This is a genomic window from Streptomyces sp. NPDC088746 (assembly GCF_044751065.1).
GTDB lineage: Bacteria > Actinomycetota > Actinomycetes > Streptomycetales > Streptomycetaceae > Streptomyces.
This window is the reverse complement of sequence record NZ_JBIVLA010000002.1, coordinates 316,043-336,896: the sequence shown is the minus strand read 5'-3', so window position 1 is coordinate 336,896 and position 20,854 is coordinate 316,043. Positions and strand designations below refer to the sequence as shown.

Below are 20,854 nucleotides of genomic sequence, written 5' to 3'. Positions count from 1 at the left end.
GTGGGCCTGCTCGACAGCATCCTGGGCCGCAGCAAGCCGGTCCGCCCCGATCTCGACCAGCTCTTCGCCGTGCCGTCGGCCGCGCTCACCCTCCAGGCCGGCACCGGGTTCACGCCGACCGGGCTCGGGTCGGTGTGCTTCGCGGGGGTGGAGGGCGGCACCTTCGCCCGCGTCCAGCAGGACGTCCGGGAGTTGCTCGACGCGGACACGGCGCGCGGCGGGGTCCCGGTCGAGTTCAGCCGGGACACCTACGGCTACACCTGGCTGCTCGCCCGTCAGGAGCCGGACGACACGGCCGCCCTGGTCAACGACCTGCACGCGGTCAACACCCTCCTCCAGGACGGCGGCTTCGGCCCCCATCTGCTCTGCTCGATGATCGGGTTCCGGAACCCGGAGGGGCGTTCGCTGGCCCTGGTCTACCTCTACAAGAGGGGGACGTTCTATCCCTTCGCGCCGGCCCCCGGCGGCGGCGAGAAGCGCGACAACCAGCTGGAACTCCAGGTGCGCGCCACGCTCGGCGACGACCTCCGGGTGGAGGACGACCTCTCACGCTGGTTCCCGGTGTGGGGCGCTCCCGGGCTGTGAAGGCCTCCGCGGCGTCCCGTGATCATTTCGCAACCGATTCCCGTCCGGACCGGAACCCATCATGTCCATGTCCTATTACGCTCCGAACCATGCCCGAATCGACCCCCGCCTCCGGTGAAGCCCTGCCCGCCTCCATCGACCGCACCGACGGCCGGCCGGTCTATGTGATCGGCGGCGGCCCGGGCGGCCTCGCCGCCGCGGCGGCCCTGCGGGAACAGGGCGTACGGGCGGTGGTGCTGGAGAAGTCCGGCAGCGTCGGGACGTCCTGGCGCAACCACTACGACCGGCTGCACCTCCACACGACCCGCCGCTGGTCGGCGCTCCCGGGGCTGGCGATGCCCCGCCGGTTCGGGCGCTGGGTGTCGCGCGACGACATGGTGCGGTACCTGGAGAAGTACGCCGAGCACCACGCGCTGGACGTCGTGACGGGCGTCGAGGTCTCCCGGATCGAGCGGGCCGCCGACGGCACGGGCTGGCAGCTGAGCGCCACCGGCGGCCGGGTGCTCACCGGGCGGGCGGTGGTGGTGGCCACCGGCTTCAACCACACCCCGCGGATCCCGCCGTGGCCCGGCCGCGAGGACTTCACCGGCGAGCTGGTGCACGCGGCGCGGTACCGCGGCCCGGCCCCGTACGCCGGCAAGGACGTCCTCGTCGTCGGCATCGGCAACACGGGCGCCGAGATCGCCGTGGACCTGGTCGAGGGCGGCGCGTCCCGGGTGCGGATCGCGGTCCGCACGACGCCGCACATCGTGCGCCGCTCCACGGCGGGCTGGCCCGCCCAGGCCACGGCCGTCCTGGTCCGCAGGCTGCCGGTCGGGCTCGTCGACCGGGCGGGGAGCGTGATGTGCCGTGTATCCGTCCCCGACCTGGCGGAACAGGGCCTCCCCCGCCCCGACACCGGCCTGTACTCCCGGGTCAAGGAGGGCGCGATCCCCGTCCAGGACGTCGGGCTCATCGACGCGGTGAAGCGCGGCCGGGTGGTGCCCGTGGCAGCGGTCGAGTCGTTCGACGGGGACGCCGTGGCACTGGCCGACGGCACCCGGATCACCCCGGACGCCGTGATCGCGGCCACCGGCTACGAACGCGCCCTGGAGGACCTGGTCGGCCACCTCGGCGTGCTGGACGCCCGGGGCCGCCCCGTGGTGCACGGCGCACGCACCCCGGAGGGGGCGCCGGGCCTCTACTTCACCGGCTTCACCAACCCGATCAGCGGGATGCTCCGCGAGATGGCGCTGGACGCGCGGAAGATAGCCGCCCGCGTGGCGAGGACGGGCTGACCACCGCCCCTCAGCGGACGGCCGCCGGCACCGGGGCCGTCCCCTTGCGGCGGATCACCAGGGCCATCAGGGCCGCCGTCGCGCAGAGGGCCCCCGCGGCGTACCAGACGAGGTCGTACGAGCCGGTCACATCCCGTACGACCCCGCCGAGGAACGCCACCAGGGCCGCCCCCACCTGGTGCGACGCCAGGACCCAGCCGAAGACGATCGCGCTGTCGTCGCCGTACTGCTCCCTGCACAGCGCCAGCGTCGGCGGGACCGTCGCGACCCAGTCCAGTCCGTAGAAGACGATGAAGAAGACCATCGGCGGATGCACCGTCGGGGCCATCAGCATCGGCAGGAACAGCAGCGAGATCCCGCGCAGGGCGTAGTAGACGGCCAGCAGCCTGCGGGCCTCGAAGCGGTCGGTGAGCCAGCCGCTGAAGATCGTGCCGATGATGTCGAAGACGCCGATGACGGCGAGCAGCGAGGCCGCCGCGGTGATCTGCATGCCGTGGTCATGGGCCGACGGCACGAAATGGGTGCGGATCAGGCCGTTCGTGGAGGCACCGCAGATCGCGAACGAGCCCGCCAGCAGCCAGAACGGGCCCGTGCGGGCCGCGTCGAACAGGACACGCATGGTGCGGGCCGCGGCACCCGTCGCGGGTGCCGGCTTCTCCACGTATGTGCCGCCGTACGGGGCGAGCCCCACATCGGCCGGATGGTCACGCATCAGGAGCCAGACGAACGGGACGACGACGAGAGCCGCCAGCGCGACCGTCACCGAGGCCGGCTCCCAGCCGTGCCTGTCGATGATCCAGGCGCACAGCGGAAGGAAGATCAGCTGGCCGGAGGCACCGGCCGCGGTCAGGATGCCGGTCACCAGACCGCGCCGGGCCACGAACCAGCGGTTGGTGACGGTCGCCGAGAACGCCATCGCCATCGAGCCGGTGCCCAGCCCGACGAGCAGGCCCCAGTAGAGCATCAGCTGCCAGGACGCCGTCATCCACACGCTCGCCAGCGCCCCGGCCGCGACCGCGCCGAGCGCGACGACCACGACCCGGCGGATGCCGAACCGGTCCATCAGCGCGGCCGCGAACGGCGCGGTCAGCCCGTACAGCGCCATGTCGAGGGAGACGGCGAGGCCGATCTCGCCGTACGTCCAGCCGAAGTCCTTGTTGAGGGGCTCGATGAGGAGGCCGGGCAGGGAGTTGAAGGCCGCTCCGCCGATGATCGTCACGAAGGTGACGGCGGCGACGATCCACGCGCGGTGTATCCGCAGGCGGGAGCGGCGGCGGGGGGCGCGCTCGGTCGTCGCGCTCTCGGTTGTCTCGGTCACGCCGCTCAGCATCGGGCCCGGGGCCGCACTCGGACGAGTGGCCGGGAGGACACCCTTCGCAGGGATCGGGCCACCGGGGTCACGACCGTGCCAGGGAGCGCCCGGGCCGCAGGAGGCTGTGGACGGCCCAGGCCAGGCCCGCTCCCACCCCGTACCAGAGGAGATCAGGGGCGTTGAACGTCGAGCCGAGCACCAGCCGTGCCACCGCGCTCCGTTCTGCCAGCTCGGCCGGTACGCCGGTGAGCTGGGCCAGTTCCACCGCCCAGCTGAAGGCCAGCGCGGCGCCCGCCGCCGTCAGCGGCCGCACGCGGGGCACCAGAAGGACCACCAGGGCGTGGATCAGCACGGTGTAGAGCGCGTCGCCCGCGTACTTCGCCCCGTCCCCGCTCGCCGCCGAGCGCACGCCGAGACCCGCCGCCACGGTGACGAGCGCCGCCGCCACGGCCGCCGCACGGACGACGGCGGAGCGGGGAATGGATGCGCGGACGGCCGGCTTCTCCTTCATGGTCGGTACGTTTATCAGGCCGGAGACGGCCGCACCCAATCCGCCGGAGAGCATCCGCGGGAGAGCAGGAGTCCGCATGTGTCACCGCGTCGTCGTGCTCGCCCTGGACGGAGTGATCCCCTTCGAACTGGGCATCCCGCAACGCATCTTCGGCCGCACACTGAGCACGGGGACGCCCGGCGCGGGCAAGAGGCTGTACGACGTCGTGACCTGCTCCGTGCGCCCGCCGGGCCCGGTCCGCACCGACGCCGACTTCAGCATCATGGCCGAGCACGGCCCCGAGGCGCTCGCCACCGCCGACACCGTCGTCGTCCCGGCCTCGTACGAACTCGGACCCGTCCACGAGGAGGGCCGGCTCACCGGCGAACTGGCCGCCGCGCTCGCGTACATCAGGCCGGGGACCCGTATGGTCTCCATCTGCACCGGCGGCTACGTCCTCGCCGCCGCCGGATACCTCGACGGGCGGCCCGCCACGACCCACTGGTCATCGGCCGACCACTTCCAGCGGCTCTTCCCGAAGGTGCGGGTCGACCCGGACGTCCTGTTCATCGACGACGGCGACGTCCTGACCTCGGCCGGTGTGGCCGCCGGGATCGATCTCTGCCTGCACATCGTGCGCCGCGACCACGGCACCGCCGTCGCCAACGACATCGCCCGCCGAACCGTCGTGCCCCCGCACCGGGACGGCGGTCAGGCGCAGTTCATCCGTCGGCCGCTGCCCGAGGCCGGGCTCGCCACGACGACCGCCGCGCGGGCCTGGGCGCTCGGGCGGCTGGAGCAGCCGATCCTGCTGCGCGACATGGCGCGGCAGGAGTCGATGAGCGTGCGCACCTTCACCCGGCGCTTCCGCGAGGAGGTCGGCGTGAGCCCCGGGCAGTGGCTCGCCCAGCAGAGGGTCGAGCGGGCGCGGCAGCTGCTGGAGTCCACGGGCCTGTCGGTCGACCAGGTGGCACGGGACGCCGGCTTCGGTACGGCCACCTCGCTGCGGCAGCATGTGCAGGCCGCGCTGGGGGTGTCGCCCACGGCCTACCGGCGGACGTTCCGCTCGACCGCCCCGGGGCGCTGAAGGGCGCACCGCCCTCCGGCGCCGGCCCGGCCGCCGGGCGGCGTCCTCAGGCGTTCGCCCCGTCGCCGGCGGTGCCCTCAGGCGTTGGCCCGGTCGCCGGGCTGCTCCTGGATCACCGGGACCATCACCGGGCCACCCCGGTCGATCTCGCACCAGATCCGCTTGCCCGCGCCCTCCGGCTGCCAGCCCCAGCGGTCCGCCAGGCCGTCCACCAGCTCCAGGCCGCGGCCGTTGGTGTCCTCACCCTCCGCGTGACGCGGCTGGGGCGGACGGCAGCTGGTGTCGGCCACCTCGACCCGCACCGTCCCCGCCGAACCGGCCGGACTCGCCGAGCCGAACAGCATCCGCAGCACGGCCGGACAGCCCGTGTGGACCACCGCGTTGGTGACGAGCTCCGAGATCAGCAGGATCAGAGTCTCCGCGAGCGGCTCGTCGTCCTCCATCCCGGACCCGATCAGCCGCGACCGCGCCCATCTGCGGGCCCGCCCCACCTCCGCGGGATCCGGCCCGACCTCCAGCTGAACCTGAAGCACCTGCACCGCTCACACCATCCGAACCGGCGGACACATCGCCTAGCGCCTCCTCAGGGTCACGGAACGTGACTCCCCTGCGAGACAGCATGGTTGACGTACAGTCACCGCAACAAGCGCTTCGGGCATATTCCAGCGCGAAGGAGTACGCGTGGTCCATACTGTGCGACGCGTGCTGCGGAGAGTCGAACAGAGGCGCACCGGCACCCCGGGGACCGAGTCCCCGGCAGGCCCGTCGCAGCTCCGTGGGTCACGAGCAGGGCACCGCGCACCGCCCGGGGCGGCCACAGGGGCCGTACCCGGATCCTCCGGTTCCAGTACCACTCGCATCCCACGGAGCGTACCCGAGCGCGGGCCCGCGACTCCGCCCGGTGACAGTCCGCACCGGGGGCGCATCCGTGCTCCGGATGCGTTGCGTCACCCGCCCCGCACGGTCCGTACGCCCCCCGGTCAGCCACGACCACCCCGGACGACGCACCGCGGCCCGGCCGGGGCGCACCCCGAGCCGGGCCGTGGAAGGGCACGAACTGCTCATGGCGTTGGGCGTGTTGACGCGGGGACGCGGGCGATCACGGTGGCTGCGCGCCGCTTTCGCCCGCGTGGGGCTACGCGTCGGGCTCGATCACGGTGAAGTACGCGGAGAAGGCGGCGACCGCCTCCGTCTCGGCGATCCGGCCGTCCTGGTCGGTGTCCAGGCTCCGGGCCGCGACGCTCGCGATGTCGTCCGCGGCGCCCAGCACCCGCAGGGCGCGCTCCACGGCGGCGACCGGCGCCGAGGCGGGCCCGGCGCCCTCGGGGTCCGTGCCGGCGGCGACGATGATCGCCGCCCGAAGGAAGGGGCGGGCGATCTCCGCGAAGCGTTCGGGGTTGTCACGCAGCCGCTTCACGGCCCCGCCGGCGAACTCCTCCCGGGTGACCCGCTGGTCCCCGTCCACGTCGGCGATGCCCGCCATGCCCTGCCAGAAGGCCTCGGCGCCCGTGTAGAGGGACTGGCCCCGGTCGCAGCGGGCCGTCGTACCGAACTCGGTGAGCAGACGGGCCGCCGCGGCGTTGAAATCGGCGCGATCGATGTAGCCGTTGCCGTCCTGGTCGAAGGCGGCGAAGCGGTGCGCGATCTTACGCTCGTACTCTGCGCTGTCCATGCGGGGAGCGTACGACGCCGAGCGGCGTCACGTGTCACCGATGGTCGGCAGGGGTGTGACAATTTCGCGCCGGTCCGGTGTTTCAGGCGCTGAGGGGCCGGGACTCGTCGTCGGTGGCCGCGTCCGAGTCGGGGTAGACGTCGAAGAGCCGGCGTACCCCGAGGGCGCCGAGCACCTTGTTGACGTGTGAGCCGTCGACCGCGCCGCGGGCCGGGAGGATCAGCCGCAGCCGGCCGCCGCAGGACTTCATGAGGCGGCGGGAGGCGATCAGGACGCCGACACCGCTGGAGTCGCAGAAGAGGACGCCGGAGAGGTCGAGGACCACGTCGTGCCGGCCCTCGGCCACCGCCCCGTGGACGGACTGACGCACGACGGGTGAGCTCACGAGGTCGAGTTCGCCGTGGATCCGCAGCACCGTCCACGCGTCCTGCTCCGTCTCGTACACCTTCAGCGTCACGCGACTCGGCCTCTCGTTCCGGGGCTCCGGAGGATCCGGAAGTTTCCGTTCCTCCTCGCGGCTGCCCGCGTACCGGCCCCGTGAAACACCCTACGGCCCACCGGCCTGGCACAGGATTCATCCAGAAATGATCGCTTCAGGATCGTTTACGCGGTCAGGAAAGGGCAAGGCGCGAAGCATTCCCTATCATTCGGCGCCACTTGAGGGACGTACTTGCCGCAAAGGTACGTGCCCGGACGAGGCCGCCGACTACATTCGACATGACGAGAGGCACAGGGCTGGGGGCTGGATGGCGAAGGACGCACCACCGCGCTGGGACCGCCGGATGCAGCAGCGGCTGGCGCGTGGCGAGGCGGCCGCCCTCGGTGAGCTCTACGACCGGTTCGCCGCCCTCGTGCACAGCCAGGCCCACCGCATGCTGGAGGACGAGGACGCCGCGGACCAGGTGACGCGCGAGGTCTTCGGCTACGTCTGGGAGAACCCCGACGCGTACGACCCCAAGCACGGCTCCATGCGCTCCTGGGTGGCACGGCTCACACACCGCCGGTCCGTCCAGCGGATCCGCGGCACGCACGGCGAGACCGACGGGCCCGACGCGGAGGCGCGGGCCGAGGAGCTGGAGCACCGGGTGCTCAAGGCCACGGCGGCGGCCCGGGCCGACTACATCGTCGCCTCCATGCCCGCGCCGCTGCGCGCCGCCCTGGAGCTCGCCTACGTCCAGCGCCGGGACTACCGGCAGGCCGCCGCCGACCTCGGCGTCACCGGGGACGAGGCCAGGCGCCGGCTGCGGCTCGGCCTCCAGCTGCTCGCCACCGCGAACACCCGGCCGTCGGCCGGCTCGGCGCCTCCCGGATACGGGCCGACGCCGTGAACGGCGGCCACGGCGGCAGCGGCCGCGACGGGGAGCAGCCGGTCGAGCGGCGCATACCGGGGCCGAGGGCCGCCGCGGACGACCGGGAGAGGCTGCCCCCGGTCCGGCCCACCGGCGCCGAACCGCCCGGACCACCGGAGCCTCCCGGCCCTCCGGGGCCGCCCGGCCCTCAGGTTCCTCCGCAACCGCCCGCGCCGCCGCTGCCCCACAAGGTGCTCAAGTCCCTCCTCGGCGCCTGGGCCCTTGCCGCCTGCTCCGCCGAGGAGACGGCGGCCGTCGAGGAGCACCTCACCTCGTGCGCGCCCTGCGCCGACGAGGCGCTGCGGCTGCGCGACGCGGTGGGCCTGCTGCACAGCGACGGCACCCTGGACCTGGACCCGATGCTCCGGTCCCGGGTGCTGGAGGGCTGTCTGGGCCGCCGCCCCGCGCGGATCCCCGTGCCGTCGTGGGCCGCGCCGTACGACGCGGAGACCGCACGGCTCGACGCGCTGCTGCGGGACATCGGCGACTCGGAGTGGCACGCGCCGGTGCGGCTGAAGTGGTTCGAGGACGACCGGCAGGTGAACCGCAAGACGACGGTCGCCGGGGTGATCAGCCACCTCATGGCGGTCGACGGTCTGGTCTCCAAGGCCCTCGGCCTGGACGACCCGCTCGGGAAGGGCGACCAGCCCCTGCCGCCGACCGCGCGCACCGAGGCGTACTGGTCGGCCGCGCACCGGCCGCCCACCCGGACCGTGCGGGAGCCCTGGCGTGACCAGAGTCACTCCCTCGTCCGTACGGTGTCGTTCGCCGGCCGAGGCGTCTCGGAGCTCTCCGTGCCGTACGGCGGCTTCGCCCTCCCGCTGCAGGACTCGCTCCTGGAGCGGGCCTTCGAGTGCTGGGTGCACGGCGGTGACATCGCGGACGCGGTGGACTACCCCTACGAGCCGCCCGCCGCCGCCCATCTGCACGGGATGATCGACCTGGCCGCCCGGCTGCTGCCCGCCACCCTGGCGGAGCGCCGCCGCGCGGGGCTGGCCGCACCGGCCCGCCACCTGGTCACCGCGGGCGCACCCGGCCGCTCCCTCCACCTGGAGGTCGAGGGCCGCGGTGGCGGCGACTGGTACATCGCGCTGGACTCACCGGCCGCCCTCGGCTCCCCCGCCCACGCGGTCGCGCAGGTCGCGCTCGACGGGGTGGAGTTCTGCCGGCTGGTCGCCGGTCATGTGCTGCCGGTGGAGGCCGCCGCGGGCCAGGAGGGCGACCGCGAGGCGATCCGCGACGTCCTGTTCGCCGCGGCCTCCCTCAGCCGGCTCTGAATCCCTACGGGAAGACGACCGTACGGCGGCCGTTGAGCAGGATGCGCCGCTCGGCGTGCCACTGGACGGCGCGGGCCAGCGCCTGGCACTCCACGTCGCGCCCGACCGCGACGAGCTGGTCCGGCGTGACGCCGTGCCCCACGCGCTCGACCTCCTGCTCGATGATCGGCCCCTCGTCGAGGTCGGCGGTCACGTAGTGCGCCGTCGCGCCGATCAGCTTCACACCGCGCGCATGGGCCTGGTGATACGGCTTGGCGCCCTTGAAGCTCGGCAGGAAGGAGTGGTGGATGTTGATGATCCGGCCGCTCAGCTGCTTGCAGAGATCGTCCGAGAGCACCTGCATGTAGCGCGCCAGGACGACGAGTTCGACGTTCTCCCCCCGGACCAGCTCCAGCAGCTGCGCCTCGGCCTCCGGCTTGTTCTCCCTGTTCACGGGGATGTGCCGGAAGGGGACGCCGTACGAGGCGACGAGCTCGGCGAAGTCCGTGTGGTTGGAGACGACCGCCACGATCTCGACCGGCAGCGCGCCGGTGCGGGAGCGGAACAGCAGGTCGTTGAGGCAGTGCCCGAACTTGCTGACCATCAGCACGATCCGCATCCGGTCGCTCGCCCGGTGGATCTGCCACTCCATCCGGAAGGAGTCCCCGATCGCGGCGAAGCTGGCGCGCAGCTTGTCCACGGTGACCGTGGCGTCCGCCGAGAAGTGGACGCGCATGAAGAAGAGACCGGTGTCGTGGTCGCCGAACTGCTGACTGTCCTCGATGTTGCAGCCGGTCATGAAGAGGTAGCTCGACACGGCGTGCACGATGCCCTGCTTGTCGGGGCAGGAGAGCGTGAGGACGTACTGCTCGGCGACGGTGTCCGAGGCAGCGGGTACGGATTCGGCGGGCTGCGGCGCGGTCATTCCCGTAGGGTGCCACACCCTCCGCAGGTCACGCCGATCTGGTCATGATGCGGAGCACGTCCAGGGACCGCGGCGGGGTGTCGGGGTCCTCGCCGTCGTTGGTGGCGAGCATCACATGGGCCTCGCGGGCGGCCACGACCGCCTCCTGCCAGCCCGGGTGCTCCAGGTAGGCGGAGACGGGGGCGTCGGCGCCTATCTGGTGCATGATGCGCAGCACCCGCAGGGCGGCGACGTCCACGAGGGCGGCCTCGGCGGAGTCGCGGAAGATCGTCCCCACGTATTTCTCGGCGGACCAGTTGTCCAGCCAGGTGTCCTCGACCAGGCGGTACACGGCGTCGGTGACGTCGCCGTACCCTTCCCGGCCGGCCAGCCAGCACTCGTGGTGGAAGACGGGGTCGGAGAGCATGTGCAGCGCCGAGCGCACGTTGCTGCGCCAGCGCCACCACGGCATGTCGTTGAGCGGCATGCCGCCCATGGTGGAGGAGCGACGGCCGCGACGGGAAGTGTTCTCCGAACCTTGCTGCACGGTTGCCGATCGTACGTTCTCCCGCCGGGGCCGTGCGCGGCCCCCCGCAATTCACCTCCAGGTCACCCTGCGTTGACCGGAGCACGCTGTGGCGTTACCCGTGAACCGCAAAAGTTCATGCCCATGACCGGATGGCGACGCCTCACCTCCCCCCGCCCCTACAGGCTCCTCACATCGGTGGCGGCCGGGGCACTGCTGATATCCGGCTGCGGTGTACTCCCTGGGGCCCCGGGGGACTCCAGGGAGCCCGTCACCGTGATGACGTGGGCCCCCGACACCACCGGAGCCGACACCGTGAACATGGCGGGCATGCCGGCCATGGCCAGGACCTACGCCCGCTGGATCAACGAGAAGGGCGGCATCGACGGCCACGAGCTGCGGGTCCTGACCTGCAACGAGCAGGACACCGCGACCGGCGCGTCGAAGTGCGCCCGCCGGGCGGCCGACGAGGACGTGGCGGCGGTCGTCGGCTCGTACAGCAGGTACGGGCGGGCGTTCCTGGCGCCGCTGGAGGCGGCCGGGATCCCGTACATCGGCGGGTACGGGGCCTCCGCCGACGAGTTCACCAGCTATCTCTCCTACCCCGTCAACGGCGGTCAGCCGGCGCTCGTCGCGGGCAACGGCGAGCAGCTGGCGGCCAGTTGCGAGCGGGTGTCGCTCGTGCGGCCCGACACCCTGGTCGGCGACACCATGCCCGGGCTCCTCGACACGAGCCTCAGCCGGAGCGACCGCCCCGCCTCCTACGACATCAGCGCGGCCGAGGAGGCCACGTCGTACGACCCCGAGGCGGCCAAGGCCCTCGCCCAGGCGGGCGACGGCTGTGTGACCGCGGTGCTCGGCAAGGGCACGGAGACGTTCTTCGACTCCTTCCGCAGGCTCGAACCCGAGGGCAGCGGCGTGCGGATCTCGTCCGTGCTCGGCAGCGTGGGCCAGGGCCTCATCAACCGGTCGGGCGGCGCGGACAGCCCCTTCGAGGGGGCTCTCGTCACCGGCTGGTACCCGGCGTCCGGCGACGCCCGCTGGAACGAGATGCGTGAGGTGATCAGCAAGTACGCCTTCGGGGACAACCGGATCGATCCCGAGGACACCGGCGTGCAGACGACCTGGATCGCGTACACCGCGCTCAAGGCGGTCGTCGAGGCGATGGACCGGCCGGACATCACGGCGGGCGGGATCTCCGTCAGCCTCAACCGCGGCACCGAGGTGGACACCGGCGGCCTCACCCCGGTCCTGCGCTGGCGCTTCCAGGACATGGTCGGGACTGCGGCCTACGGACGCATCGTCAACGGACGGGTGACGTTCCAGGTGGTCCGCGACGGGCGTCTGACCGCCGCGAAGAAAGGCTTCGTGGATGTGACGGAGACCCTGGTGAACGCCCGGTCCGGCGGCTGACGCGCGCCCCGGCCTCGTCCCGGGTCTCCGCCCCGGCCTCCGGCCCCGGTGAGCACCGGGGCCGGAGGCCGCCGTGTCAGAGCTGCGTGGGAGCGCGCTCGGTCAGCCCGTACTTCTGGGCGATCTTGTTCCACAGCCCCGAGGCCGTGCGCTTCTGGATCGTGGCGTCGCTGCTCGACGCGGCGGCCTTGGCGGTCGCGTCGGTCGATCCGGCCTTGCCGCCCTTGCAGACCTTCTTGCTGTTCTTGGCCTGGCTCGCCCACGTGGCGTAGTGGTCGTCGGCCTCCGCCGACGCCTGCCAGGCCTTGGTCAGGGAGGTCTTCAGCTGTTCGTGGGAGGGGAGCCGGTCGACGCTCAGCGCGTCGAGCCGGGTCACGAGATCCCGGCGCTGCGCGGCGGCGCCCTTCAGATCGGTGACCGCCTGGTCGAGCGCCTTGCAGGCCTTGATCTTCTCCACCGCGCCGATCACCGCCGAGCGGCTGTTGTTGCTGTCCGCGAGCAGCTTGTCGAGCTCCACGGCCTGGGGCTGCGCGGGGTCGTCAGCCGCCTTCTCGGACGCCTCGGCCGCGGGCGAACTCTGCGAGGCCACCGGCTGCTTGTCGTCCGAGGGACTCTCGTCGCCGCCGCTCATCAGCGCGCCCGCGCCGAGTCCGATGACGGCACAGCCGACGACGACGGCGGCGATCAGCGGGATGTGCGGGGACCGTCTGCGCGGCGCGTCACCGCCCTGCGCCGGCTCCTGCGGGCCGTTCCCCCCGTGGCCGCCGTGAAGGCCCTGCGGGCCCGGCTGGTGGGGCTGGGCGCCCTGCGGCGGCTGCTGCGCGCCCGGGTGGGGCTGGTACGGCTGCTGGGGGCGCTGCTGCTGGGGCGGCCCGTCGAAGCGGGGCATCTGCTGCGTGGCACCCGCGGGCTCGTCACTGCGGAAGAGGCTGTCGAACTCCGCGGGCGGCTGCCGGTCGCCCGGGGTTCCCGGCCGGATCCCGTACGGGGCGCCGCCGGGGACCGGGGGTATGTACTGGGTCGCGTCGGCGTCGGACGGCTGCGCGGGGGCGGCGGACCGGCCCGGATACCCGGTCGCATCCGCCGGGCGCTCGGGCGGCAGCCCCCCGGGGAGGGGGCCGCCGGGCACGGGCGCGATGTACTGCGTGGCGTCCGCGTCCCCGCCCTGCCCCATGCCCTGCCCCGGCGCGGCGGCCTCGGGCGGCAGGGGCTGGGCGTACGGCTGCTGCTGGTGCTGCTGGTGCTGCTGGTAGGAGTCCTGCTGGTACCCGCCCTGCTGGGGCGCGTACTGCTGAGGCTGCTGGTACTGCCCGTGCTGCGGCTGCTGGTACCCGCCCTGCTGCTGGTACGGCTGCTCCGGCGGCAGCTGCCCCGGTGGCGGGCCGTCCTGGTGCGCGGCCTGCGGCCCCCAGGGCTGGCCCCACGGCTGCCCGCCCGCGGGGACGGCCTGGCCCGGCTGCCCGCCCGCCGGCCCCCCCGCGTTCCAGGGGGCACCGCCCTCCGCGGGCAGCACGACACCTTCGTGGGCGTGCCGTACAGCGGGAAGCTGCGGCTCGTCACCCTGTCCGCTCTGCGTCACCGGGACTCCTACGTGTGAACCTATGGAATCGTCGGCTCACGCTACCGGGTGCCCGGAGCCACGCGCCAAGCGCCCAAGAGCCTCACGACCCCTTCACACAGGGGGTAACGCCTGGGGCACCCACGGCGCTGTTCATGGTCAACTCGCCGAAGACACCGGTCAGGCGGCCTGGAGCTCCAGCCTTGCGCCGAACTCACGGACCGCCGGCTCGTCCGCGTACGGCTCGAACCGCTGCTGGAGGTCGTCGAGATATTCGGCACCCCGGCTGGAGCGCACCGTCCCCAGCAGCTCCACCGCCCGCAGCCCCGTGTGGCACGCCTGCTCCACCTCACGCTGCTGCACCTGCGCCGAGGCCAGCAGCACCAGGCCGATGCCCCGGCGCCGGGTCCGGGTCTCCGGGAGGGCCGCCAGGGCCTCCTTCGCCCGCCGCGCGGCCGGCTCGGCCTGCCCCAGGTCCCGGTGGCAGTGCGCCAGTTCGTCGGCGAGGTAGCCCGCGTCGAAGTGCGTGATCCAGGCCGGGTCGTCGCCCTTCTCCGGATCGGCCTGCTCCAGGGCGGCCAGCGCCCGGCCCGCCGCGGCCTGGCAGGTGCGGGCATCGCCCATCAGCGCGTGGCCCCGGGCCTCCGCCGCGTGGAACATCGCCTCCGCCCGAGGGGTCACGCGCCCCCGCGCGCCCTCCTGCGCGGCCCGCGCCAGCTGGGCGATCTCGCGCGGATTGCCGAGCTGGGCCGCGAGATGGCTCATCGACGCGGCCAGCACATAGCCCCCGTACGCCCGGTCGCCCGCCGCCTGGGCCAGTCGCAGCGCCTGGATGTAGTACCGCTGGGCCAGTCCCGGCTGGCCGGTGTCCACGGCCATGTACCCGGCGAGCTCCGTGAGTCTGGCGACCGCGCCGAACAGCTGCCGGCCGACCGATTCGCGGTACGAACCCGAAAGGAGCCCGGACACCACGCTGTTGAGGTAGTGCACCAGGACGGGACGCACATGCCCGCTGCCGAAACGGTGGTCGAGGTCGACGAGCGCGGCGGTCATCGCCCGCACCGCCTCCACGTCCGGCGTGCCGACCCGGTTCCCGGAGGTCCGCGCCACCTGCGGGTCGGCGCCCGTGATCAGCCAGTCGCGGCTGGGCTCGACCAGGGCGGAGGCGGCCACCGCCGAGCCGGACAGCAGGTCACGGCGGCCCACGTCGCTGCGCCAGAGCTCGCAGACCTGCTCGACGGCGCCGAGCACGGTGGGCGCGAACTGCAGGCCGACGCCGGACGCCAGGCTCTTGCCGTTGGCCATGCCGATCTCGTCGATCGTGACCGTGCGGCCGAGCTTGCGGCCGATCGCCTCGGCGATGATCCCCGGCGCCCTGCCGCGCGGTTGCTGTCCGCGCAGCCAGCGGGCCACGGAGGTCTTGTCGTAGCGGAGGTCGAGCCCCCGCTCCGCGCCGACCATGTTCACCCGGCGGGCGAGGCCGGCGTTGGAACACGCCGCCTCCTGGATCAGCGTCTGGAGCCGTTCGTTCGGCTGACGGGCGACGAGAGGCCTGGCTGCCATATTTCCCCCTGAGACCGCAGTGATTCGGTGGAGGAATCACTGCCCGGCACGGCACAAGAAATGCGCATATTCATCTGTATCGGGTACGAGTCGTGGCGAGTTGGCGCAGTCCTGCACCTGGTTACCCGCACATCGGTGCGTTTCCTCCCACGCGCCCCCGACCGTGCCTCCGTGCGCCCCGCATGCAGGATCGATCCCTCTCGAAGGGCGCACGCGCGCCCGTAACCCCTGGTGACAACGGGAGTTGAGCGGGGCGTGGAAGAGCCCATCGGAGTGACGGAAGCCGCCCGGATCCCCCAGCAGCGGAGTGAACAGCTGCTCGAGGCCGCGGCCTGGTACGCCCAGGAGCGGCACTGGGACGTGTTCCCGGGCACCTGGCTCGTGGCCGCCGGAGGGACGGAGCGCTGCTCGTGCGGTGACGCCGGCTGCGCCGCCCCCGGAGCCCATCCCACCCGGCCGGACTGGGCGGGCCTGGCCACCGGCAGCGCCGCCGCGGCCCGCCGGATGTGGTCCAGGCAGCCCGGGTCGTCGGTCCTCCTGCCGGCGGGCCGGACCTTCGACGCCCTGGACGTACCGGAGTCCGCCGGCTTCCTGGCCCTCGCCAGGACGGAGCGCATGGGCCTCACGCTCGGCCCGGTGACCCGGACCCCGGACCGCCGGATGCTGTTCTTCGTCCTGCCGGGCGCGGCGGCCAAGGCACCCGCGCTCGTACGGCAACTCGGCTGGGACGCCGGGACGATCGGCCTGACGGGAGCCGGCGAGGGTCAGTACGTGGCCGCGCCGCCGACCCGGGTGGCCGGACGCGGGTGCGTGCAGTGGGCCCGCCGGCCCTCCCGCGCCGATCTCTGGCTGCCCGACGCGGAAGAGCTGATCAGCCCGCTCGCGTACGCGTGCGCGCGAGAGACCGCCGACGCCCGGACACGTCTTTCGTAGGGTGGTCCCCACACGTGGGGACATCGAAAGGCAGTGCCATGCCGGACCAGTCGGACAGCGCGGGCAGGACGGACACGGCGGGGGTGGCTGCGACGCCACCGCCCGCCGTGCGGGTCGAGGGGCTCTGGAAGCGGTTCGGGGAGCAGGTCGCGGTCGGCGGGATCGATCTCGAGCTGCCGGCGGGCAAGTTCATCGGCCTGGTCGGCCCGAACGGCGCGGGGAAGACGACCACCCTCTCGATGGTGACCGGGCTCCTCAGGCCCGACATGGGCCGGATCGAGGTCGGCGGCCACGACGTGTGGCGCGACCCGGTCGAGGTGAAGGCCCGGATCGGGGTGCTGCCGGAGGGTCTGCGGCTCTTCGAGCGTCTCTCCGGGCGTGAACTCCTCGGCTACACCGGGCGTCTGCGCGGGCTTCCGGGCGCCGAGGTCGACAAGCGGGCCACCCAGCTGCTCGACGTGCTGGACCTCGCGGGGGCCCAGCACAAGCTGGTCGTCGACTACTCCACAGGGATGCGCAAGAAGATCGGGCTGGCGTCCGCCCTGCTGCACAATCCCGAAGTGCTGTTCCTCGACGAGCCGTTCGAGGGTGTCGACCCGGTGTCGGCGCAGACCATCCGCGGGGTGCTGGAGCGCTACACCCGATCCGGCGCCACCGTGGTCTTCTCCAGCCATGTGATGGAGCTCGTCGAGTCCCTCTGCGACTGGGTGGCCGTCATGGCGGCGGGGCGGATCCGGGCCCAGGGCACGCTGACCGAGGTGCGCGGTGGGGCGGCCTCCCTCCAGGACGCCTTCCTGGAACTGGTCGGCGCCGGCGCGCGGGACACCGGGGACTCCCTGGACTGGCTGGGCGGTGCCCGATGACGGTGCTGGACATCCCGGCCGGTTCCGCCGTCCCCGCCGTACCCGGGCAGGGCATCGTCCCCGTCTTCGTACGGCTCAAGCTGGCGCTGCTGCGCAACGGACTGCGCCAGTCGTCCGGGCGCCGGGCCGCCTACGTCGCCTCGCTCGTCGTCACCCTGCTGTTCGCGGCCGCCCAGGTGATCGGTCTGGTCGCGCTCCGCGGCCACGCCCAGGCGGGCACCCTGGTGGTGCTGCTGACCGCCGTGGTGGCGGTGGGCTGGGCGGTGATGCCGCTGTTCTTCCCGAGCGGCGACGAGACCCTGGACCCGAGCCGGCTGGTGATGCTGCCGCTGCGGCCCCGCCCCCTGATCGGGGCGCTGCTGGTGGCCTCGCTGATCGGCATCGGACCGCTCTTCACGCTCGCCCTGGCCTTCGGCTCGGTGATCGCGGTGGCGCACGGCGCCGCCGCGGTGGCGTTCGGGGTGGTCGCCGTGCCTCTGACGCTGCTGGTCTGTGTGGCGCTGGCGCGGTCCGTCGCCACGGCCAACATCCGGCTGCTGACCTCGCGCAAGGGCCGCGACCTCGCGGTGCTCAGCGGGCTGGTGATCGCGGTGGGCATCCAGTTCGTCAACTTCGGCGCACAGCGCCTCGGCCGGGCGGGCGGGCTGTCCTCGCTGGAACCGGTCGCGGACGTGGTGCGCTGGCTGCCGCCGGCCTCGGCCCTCGGCGCCGTCGGGTCCGCCTCGGAGGGGTCGTACGGGGCGGCGCTCGGCCAGCTGCTGGTCTCGGTGCTCGCGCTGGGTGGCCTGATGTGGCTGTGGCAGCGGAGCCTGGTGAAGCTGATGACGTCCCCGGACGGCTCCACGCTCGCCGCCGCCGAGCCGTCGGCCCGCCGGTCGGGCAGGGAGCGCTCCGGGCTCTTCCCGCTGCTGCCCGAGGGACGCACGGGCACGGTGATGGAGCGCAGCCTGAGGTATGTCGTACGCGACCCGAAGACCAAGGCGTCCTGGGTGACGGCCCTGGCGATCGGCCTGATCGTGCCCGTGCTCAACGCGGTGCAGGGGTCCGGGTCGGTCTACTTCGCGTGCTTCGCGGCCGGGATGCTCGGCATGCAGATGTACAACCAGTTCGGGCAGGACACCTCCGCCTTCTGGATGGTGGCGCTGTCCGTCTCCTCGACCCGGGACGCCTATCTCGAACTCCGGGCGCGTGCGCTGGCCCTGCTGCTGATCACCCTGCCGTACACCGTGCTGGTGACGGTGGTGACCGCGGCGGTGCTCGGGGACTGGACGGCGCTGCCGGGGGTCATGGGGCTGTCGTTCGCCCTGCTGGGCGCGATGCTCGCGACGGGAGCCCTGGCCTCGGCGCTGTTCCCGTACTCGATCCCTCAGGACGGGGCGTTCAAGAACGTCGTGCCGGGGCAGGCCGGGCTCGCCTGGATCTCCATCTTCGGCGGCATGGTGGCGGCCGCGGTGCTCAGCGGGCCGGTGATCGGGCTGACGATCTGGCTGCACGTGGCGGACCGTCAGGACCAGCTGTGGCTGCTGCTGCCGGTGGGAGCGGTCTACGGCGCGCTCATCGGATGGCTGGGCGTGCGGCTCGCGGCGCCGCGCACGGCGGACCGGCTCCCGGAGATCCTGGCCGCGGTCAGCAAGGGCTGAGGGGCCGGCTCACGGGGCGGGGCGTCCGGGGTCAGGGGCTGACGGCCTCCCGGTCGTCCCGGAAACCGTCGGAGAGCCGCTCCAGGAAGGGCTCCACGGCCCGGCGCCAGCCCTCCGGCCGGTCGTAGTGGACGAGGTGGCCGGCGTCCTCCACCTCGGCGTACTGCCCGAGCGGCAGGACGCGGACCATCTCCTGGGCCTCGGCCCTGCCCAGCTCCCCGTCGATCCCACGCAGGACCAGGGTGGGGCAGCGCACCTGCGCCAGCTCCTCCCAGTGGGCGTCGTAGACCCAGGTGGCCCGGGACGTCAGCATCTGCTCCCGGGAGAAGACGGGCCGCCAGCCGTCGGCGGTCTCCGCCATCACCTCGGCGAAGAACTCACCGCGGGAGGGGTTGGGCCGCTCCACCCAGGGGTCGTCCTCGCCGAACCACTTCCGTACGTCGGCGAGCGTCGCGAAGGGGAGCGGCCAGGTGTTGAACCAGTCCGCCCACTCGCGCTGCGAGGCCGCCCCGAGCGCGGAGGCCCGCATGTCGCAGATGATCAGCGCCTTGACGAGATCGGGGCGCTTCGCGGCGAGCTGCCAGGCGGTGAGCGCGCCCATCGAGTGCCCGATCAGGGTGACCGGGCCGAGGTCGAGCTGTTCGATCGCGGCCTCGGCGTCCGCGACGTAGGCGTCGCGGGTGTACGGGCCGTCGGCCGGCTTCTCGCTGCGTCCGTGACCGCGCTGGTCGAGGCCGACCGGCCGGTGGCGCTCGGAGAGCCAGCGGGCTGTGGAGGCCCAGTGCGTGGCCCGGCCCATCAGCCCGTGGAGCATTAAGATCCCGGGGGCGTGCCCGGCCTCCGCGCGCCCTTTGGGCGGATCGGCGAACTCCCAGGCCGCGAGGCGTACGCCGTCCGATCCGGTCACATCGATGCGCCGCACCATAGGTTCTGGCACCCCCTTCTGGTCCTCGATCACCGTGTTCGTGCGTGCCAGACTATCGAACTCTTATTCGAAAACTTGCTTCTGGCTCGCAACATCCCACGTTTGAGTGACAGCGGTTCAGGATTGACGACGGCTCCCCAGGGGAGACCTTCTGCGGGAAGCGGACCACTCGGGGACAGGGGTCCGTGGGGACTGACCTCGAGAGCTCGGGGCTCCAGGTCAGCGCAGGGGAGGACAGGCCCCGGCGCCTTCGGGCGCCTGGGCCTTCCCTTGTTCCGGAACGCACGGATCCGCGCTCATGGCGGACCGCTTGGATCACCCGGCCGGCCGCCGGAGCGGTGCGCAGCCCCACCGGGGCGATTCGAACGCCCCGCACGGCCGCGGACGCACCGGGGAGCATGACGCCGGAAGGCGTGACACCGGAACGCACGGCACCCGGATACGTGACACCGGAACGCATGGCACCGGGATGCGTGGCGTCGGGATGAGGGACGTCGGGCGCGAAGATCCCGGGACGCGTGAGGGCGCCCGGCGTACGGGCGCGGGAGAGTCCGGCAGTCACCTCACGGTGCACGTGCCAGTGCGACGGGCGCATTCCCTGCTCCCTCCCCGACCGCCCGGCAGGTTCTGCCGGCACCCTCAGGTCATAGGCCTGGCCACAGCCTGGCACGCGTTTCGCCCGGGCGCTGCGATTCCGGGCGGAAAACAGAAACCGGGCTTACCGGTTCACATCTGCACGTGCATCCGCACCGGCGCCTGCACTTGCGGGCAGGGCACCGGTGCATGAAAAGGCCCTGCTCAGCGCTTCGCGACGAACACGTGCGAGGCGACCTCGGCGTCCAGCTCGGCCGCCTCACCGCTGGATCCGACCAGCACCCCGCCGGCCGACTCGGTCACGCTGACGACCGAACCGGGCTGCACGCCCGCCCGCCGCAGCGAATACATCAGCTGGGCGTCGGTCTGGATCGGCTCACCGATCCGGCGCACCACCACGGTCTTGCCCTCCGGGCCCGGGTCGAGCTCGGCCAGGCTGACCATGCCCTCGTCCAGGAACGGATCGGCCTCCGCCTTCTCGCCCAGCTCCTCCAGGCCCGGGATCGGGTTCCCGTACGGAGACTCCGTCGGGTGCCGCAGCAGCTCCAGGACCCGGCGCTCCACGGCCTCGCTCATCACGTGCTCCCAGCGGCACGCCTCGGCGTGGACCTGCTCCCACTCCAGGCCGATGACGTCGACGAGCAGGCACTCGGCAAGCCGGTGCTTGCGCATCACCCGTGTCGCCAGGCGGCGCCCCTCTTCGGTCAGCTCCAGATGGCGGTCTCCCGCGACCTGGACCAGGCCGTCCCGCTCCATGCGCGCCACCGTCTGGCTGACCGTCGGACCGCTCTGGTCCAGCCGTTCGGCAATCCGGGCGCGCATGGGGACCACGCCTTCCTCTTCGAGCTCGAGGATGGTGCGGAGATACATCTCCGTCGTGTCGATCAGTCCGGACATACGTGCCCCT

Annotated in this window: 20 protein-coding genes; 9 read left to right on the top strand and 11 right to left on the bottom strand. The window is 72.9% G+C overall.

All coding sequences use genetic code 11. The annotated features are described in order from the left end of the window. Positions 1-585, top strand: a complete 585-nt coding sequence (locus ACIP63_RS08960; protein ID WP_401512801.1) for a hypothetical protein — start codon at positions 1-3, stop codon at positions 583-585. 89 nt (positions 586-674) lie between these two features. After that, positions 675-1,862, top strand: a complete 1,188-nt coding sequence (locus tag ACIP63_RS08955; RefSeq protein ID WP_401512798.1) for a flavin-containing monooxygenase — start codon at positions 675-677, stop codon at positions 1,860-1,862. A gap of 10 nt (positions 1,863-1,872) precedes the next feature. Here ACIP63_RS08955 and ACIP63_RS08950 read toward each other — a convergent pair whose 3' ends face one another. Together ACIP63_RS08950 and ACIP63_RS08945 are read right to left on the bottom strand one after the other, a co-directional pair. Next, on the bottom strand, positions 1,873-3,180 hold the full coding sequence (locus ACIP63_RS08950; RefSeq protein WP_401512795.1) for an MFS transporter: 1,308 nt from the start codon (positions 3,178-3,180) through the stop codon (positions 1,873-1,875). Positions 3,181-3,259: 79 nt separating this feature from the next. After that, positions 3,260-3,685, bottom strand: a complete 426-nt coding sequence (locus ACIP63_RS08945; protein ID WP_401512793.1) for a DUF2809 domain-containing protein — start codon at positions 3,683-3,685, stop codon at positions 3,260-3,262. A 76-nt stretch (positions 3,686-3,761) separates the two neighbouring features. On the opposite strand from ACIP63_RS08945, the gene ACIP63_RS08940 reads away from it, so the two are divergent. After that, positions 3,762-4,751 carry a GlxA family transcriptional regulator gene (locus tag ACIP63_RS08940; RefSeq protein WP_401512791.1) on the top strand — a complete coding sequence of 330 codons (990 nt, stop codon included), beginning with the start codon at positions 3,762-3,764 and terminating at the stop codon, positions 4,749-4,751. A gap of 77 nt (positions 4,752-4,828) precedes the next feature. Here ACIP63_RS08940 and ACIP63_RS08935 read toward each other — a convergent pair whose 3' ends face one another. From ACIP63_RS08935 to ACIP63_RS08925, 3 genes are all read right to left on the bottom strand, one after another. Continuing rightward, a complete protein-coding gene (locus tag ACIP63_RS08935) occupies positions 4,829-5,290 on the bottom strand; it encodes an ATP-binding protein (protein ID WP_401512790.1) in 462 nt (153 codons plus the stop codon). Positions 5,291-5,886: 596 nt separating this feature from the next. After that, positions 5,887-6,423: an EF-hand domain-containing protein gene (locus tag ACIP63_RS08930; protein WP_401512788.1), complete on the bottom strand. Its 537-nt coding sequence runs from the start codon at positions 6,421-6,423 to the stop codon at positions 5,887-5,889. Positions 6,424-6,505: 82 nt separating this feature from the next. Continuing rightward, a complete protein-coding gene (locus ACIP63_RS08925) occupies positions 6,506-6,880 on the bottom strand; it encodes an STAS domain-containing protein (RefSeq protein ID WP_401512786.1) in 375 nt (124 codons plus the stop codon). 289 nt (positions 6,881-7,169) lie between these two features. Here ACIP63_RS08925 and ACIP63_RS08920 point away from each other — a divergent pair, with 289 nt between their 5' ends. Then, positions 7,170-7,751: an RNA polymerase sigma factor gene (locus ACIP63_RS08920; protein WP_401512784.1), complete on the top strand. Its 582-nt coding sequence runs from the start codon at positions 7,170-7,172 to the stop codon at positions 7,749-7,751. Further along, positions 7,748-9,049, top strand: coding sequence for a maleylpyruvate isomerase N-terminal domain-containing protein (locus tag ACIP63_RS08915; protein ID WP_401512782.1), 1,302 nt, complete (start codon positions 7,748-7,750; stop codon positions 9,047-9,049). Before ACIP63_RS08920 ends, ACIP63_RS08915 begins: the two co-directional genes overlap by 4 nt. A 4-nt stretch (positions 9,050-9,053) precedes the next feature. On the opposite strand, the gene purU is transcribed toward ACIP63_RS08915, so the two are convergent. Continuing rightward, a complete protein-coding gene (gene purU / locus ACIP63_RS08910; protein ID WP_104788091.1) occupies positions 9,054-9,953 on the bottom strand; it encodes a formyltetrahydrofolate deformylase in 900 nt (299 codons plus the stop codon). Positions 9,954-9,981: 28 nt separating this feature from the next. Further along, positions 9,982-10,428, bottom strand: coding sequence for a hypothetical protein (locus ACIP63_RS08905; protein ID WP_104788089.1), 447 nt, complete (start codon positions 10,426-10,428; stop codon positions 9,982-9,984). 174 nt (positions 10,429-10,602) lie between these two features. On the opposite strand from ACIP63_RS08905, the gene ACIP63_RS08900 reads away from it, so the two are divergent. Next, positions 10,603-11,871: an ABC transporter substrate-binding protein gene (locus ACIP63_RS08900; RefSeq protein ID WP_401512780.1), complete on the top strand. Its 1,269-nt coding sequence runs from the start codon at positions 10,603-10,605 to the stop codon at positions 11,869-11,871. Between the two features lie 76 nt (positions 11,872-11,947). Here ACIP63_RS08900 and ACIP63_RS08895 read toward each other — a convergent pair whose 3' ends face one another. Further along, entirely contained in the window at positions 11,948-13,450 is a 1,503-nt protein-coding gene (locus tag ACIP63_RS08895) for a hypothetical protein (protein WP_401512778.1), read from the bottom strand. Positions 13,451-13,609: 159 nt separating this feature from the next. After that, a complete protein-coding gene (locus ACIP63_RS08890) occupies positions 13,610-14,992 on the bottom strand; it encodes a transcriptional regulator (protein WP_401512776.1) in 1,383 nt (460 codons plus the stop codon). Positions 14,993-15,247: 255 nt separating this feature from the next. Between ACIP63_RS08890 and ACIP63_RS08885 the strand changes: the two genes are divergently transcribed. Genes ACIP63_RS08885 through ACIP63_RS08875 form a run of 3 tightly spaced genes read left to right on the top strand, consistent with a single transcriptional unit; the run spans position 15,248 to position 18,428 of the window. After that, positions 15,248-15,925, top strand: coding sequence for a bifunctional DNA primase/polymerase (locus ACIP63_RS08885; protein WP_401512775.1), 678 nt, complete (start codon positions 15,248-15,250; stop codon positions 15,923-15,925). A gap of 38 nt (positions 15,926-15,963) precedes the next feature. Beyond that, entirely contained in the window at positions 15,964-16,788 is an 825-nt protein-coding gene (locus tag ACIP63_RS08880) for an ABC transporter ATP-binding protein (RefSeq protein ID WP_401512773.1), read from the top strand. Then, positions 16,785-18,428 (top strand): transporter, encoded by a 1,644-nt coding sequence (locus ACIP63_RS08875; protein ID WP_401512771.1) that lies wholly within the window; start codon positions 16,785-16,787, stop codon positions 18,426-18,428. The genes ACIP63_RS08880 and ACIP63_RS08875 overlap by 4 nt, the downstream gene beginning before the upstream one ends. A 31-nt stretch (positions 18,429-18,459) precedes the next feature. On the opposite strand, the gene ACIP63_RS08870 is transcribed toward ACIP63_RS08875, so the two are convergent. After that, positions 18,460-19,353, bottom strand: coding sequence for an alpha/beta fold hydrolase (locus tag ACIP63_RS08870; RefSeq protein WP_401515029.1), 894 nt, complete (start codon positions 19,351-19,353; stop codon positions 18,460-18,462). Between the two features lie 798 nt (positions 19,354-20,151). Further along, positions 20,152-20,844 carry a metal-dependent transcriptional regulator gene (locus ACIP63_RS08865; RefSeq protein WP_401512769.1) on the bottom strand — a complete coding sequence of 231 codons (693 nt, stop codon included), beginning with the start codon at positions 20,842-20,844 and terminating at the stop codon, positions 20,152-20,154. Positions 20,845-20,854: the final 10 nt, after the last annotated feature.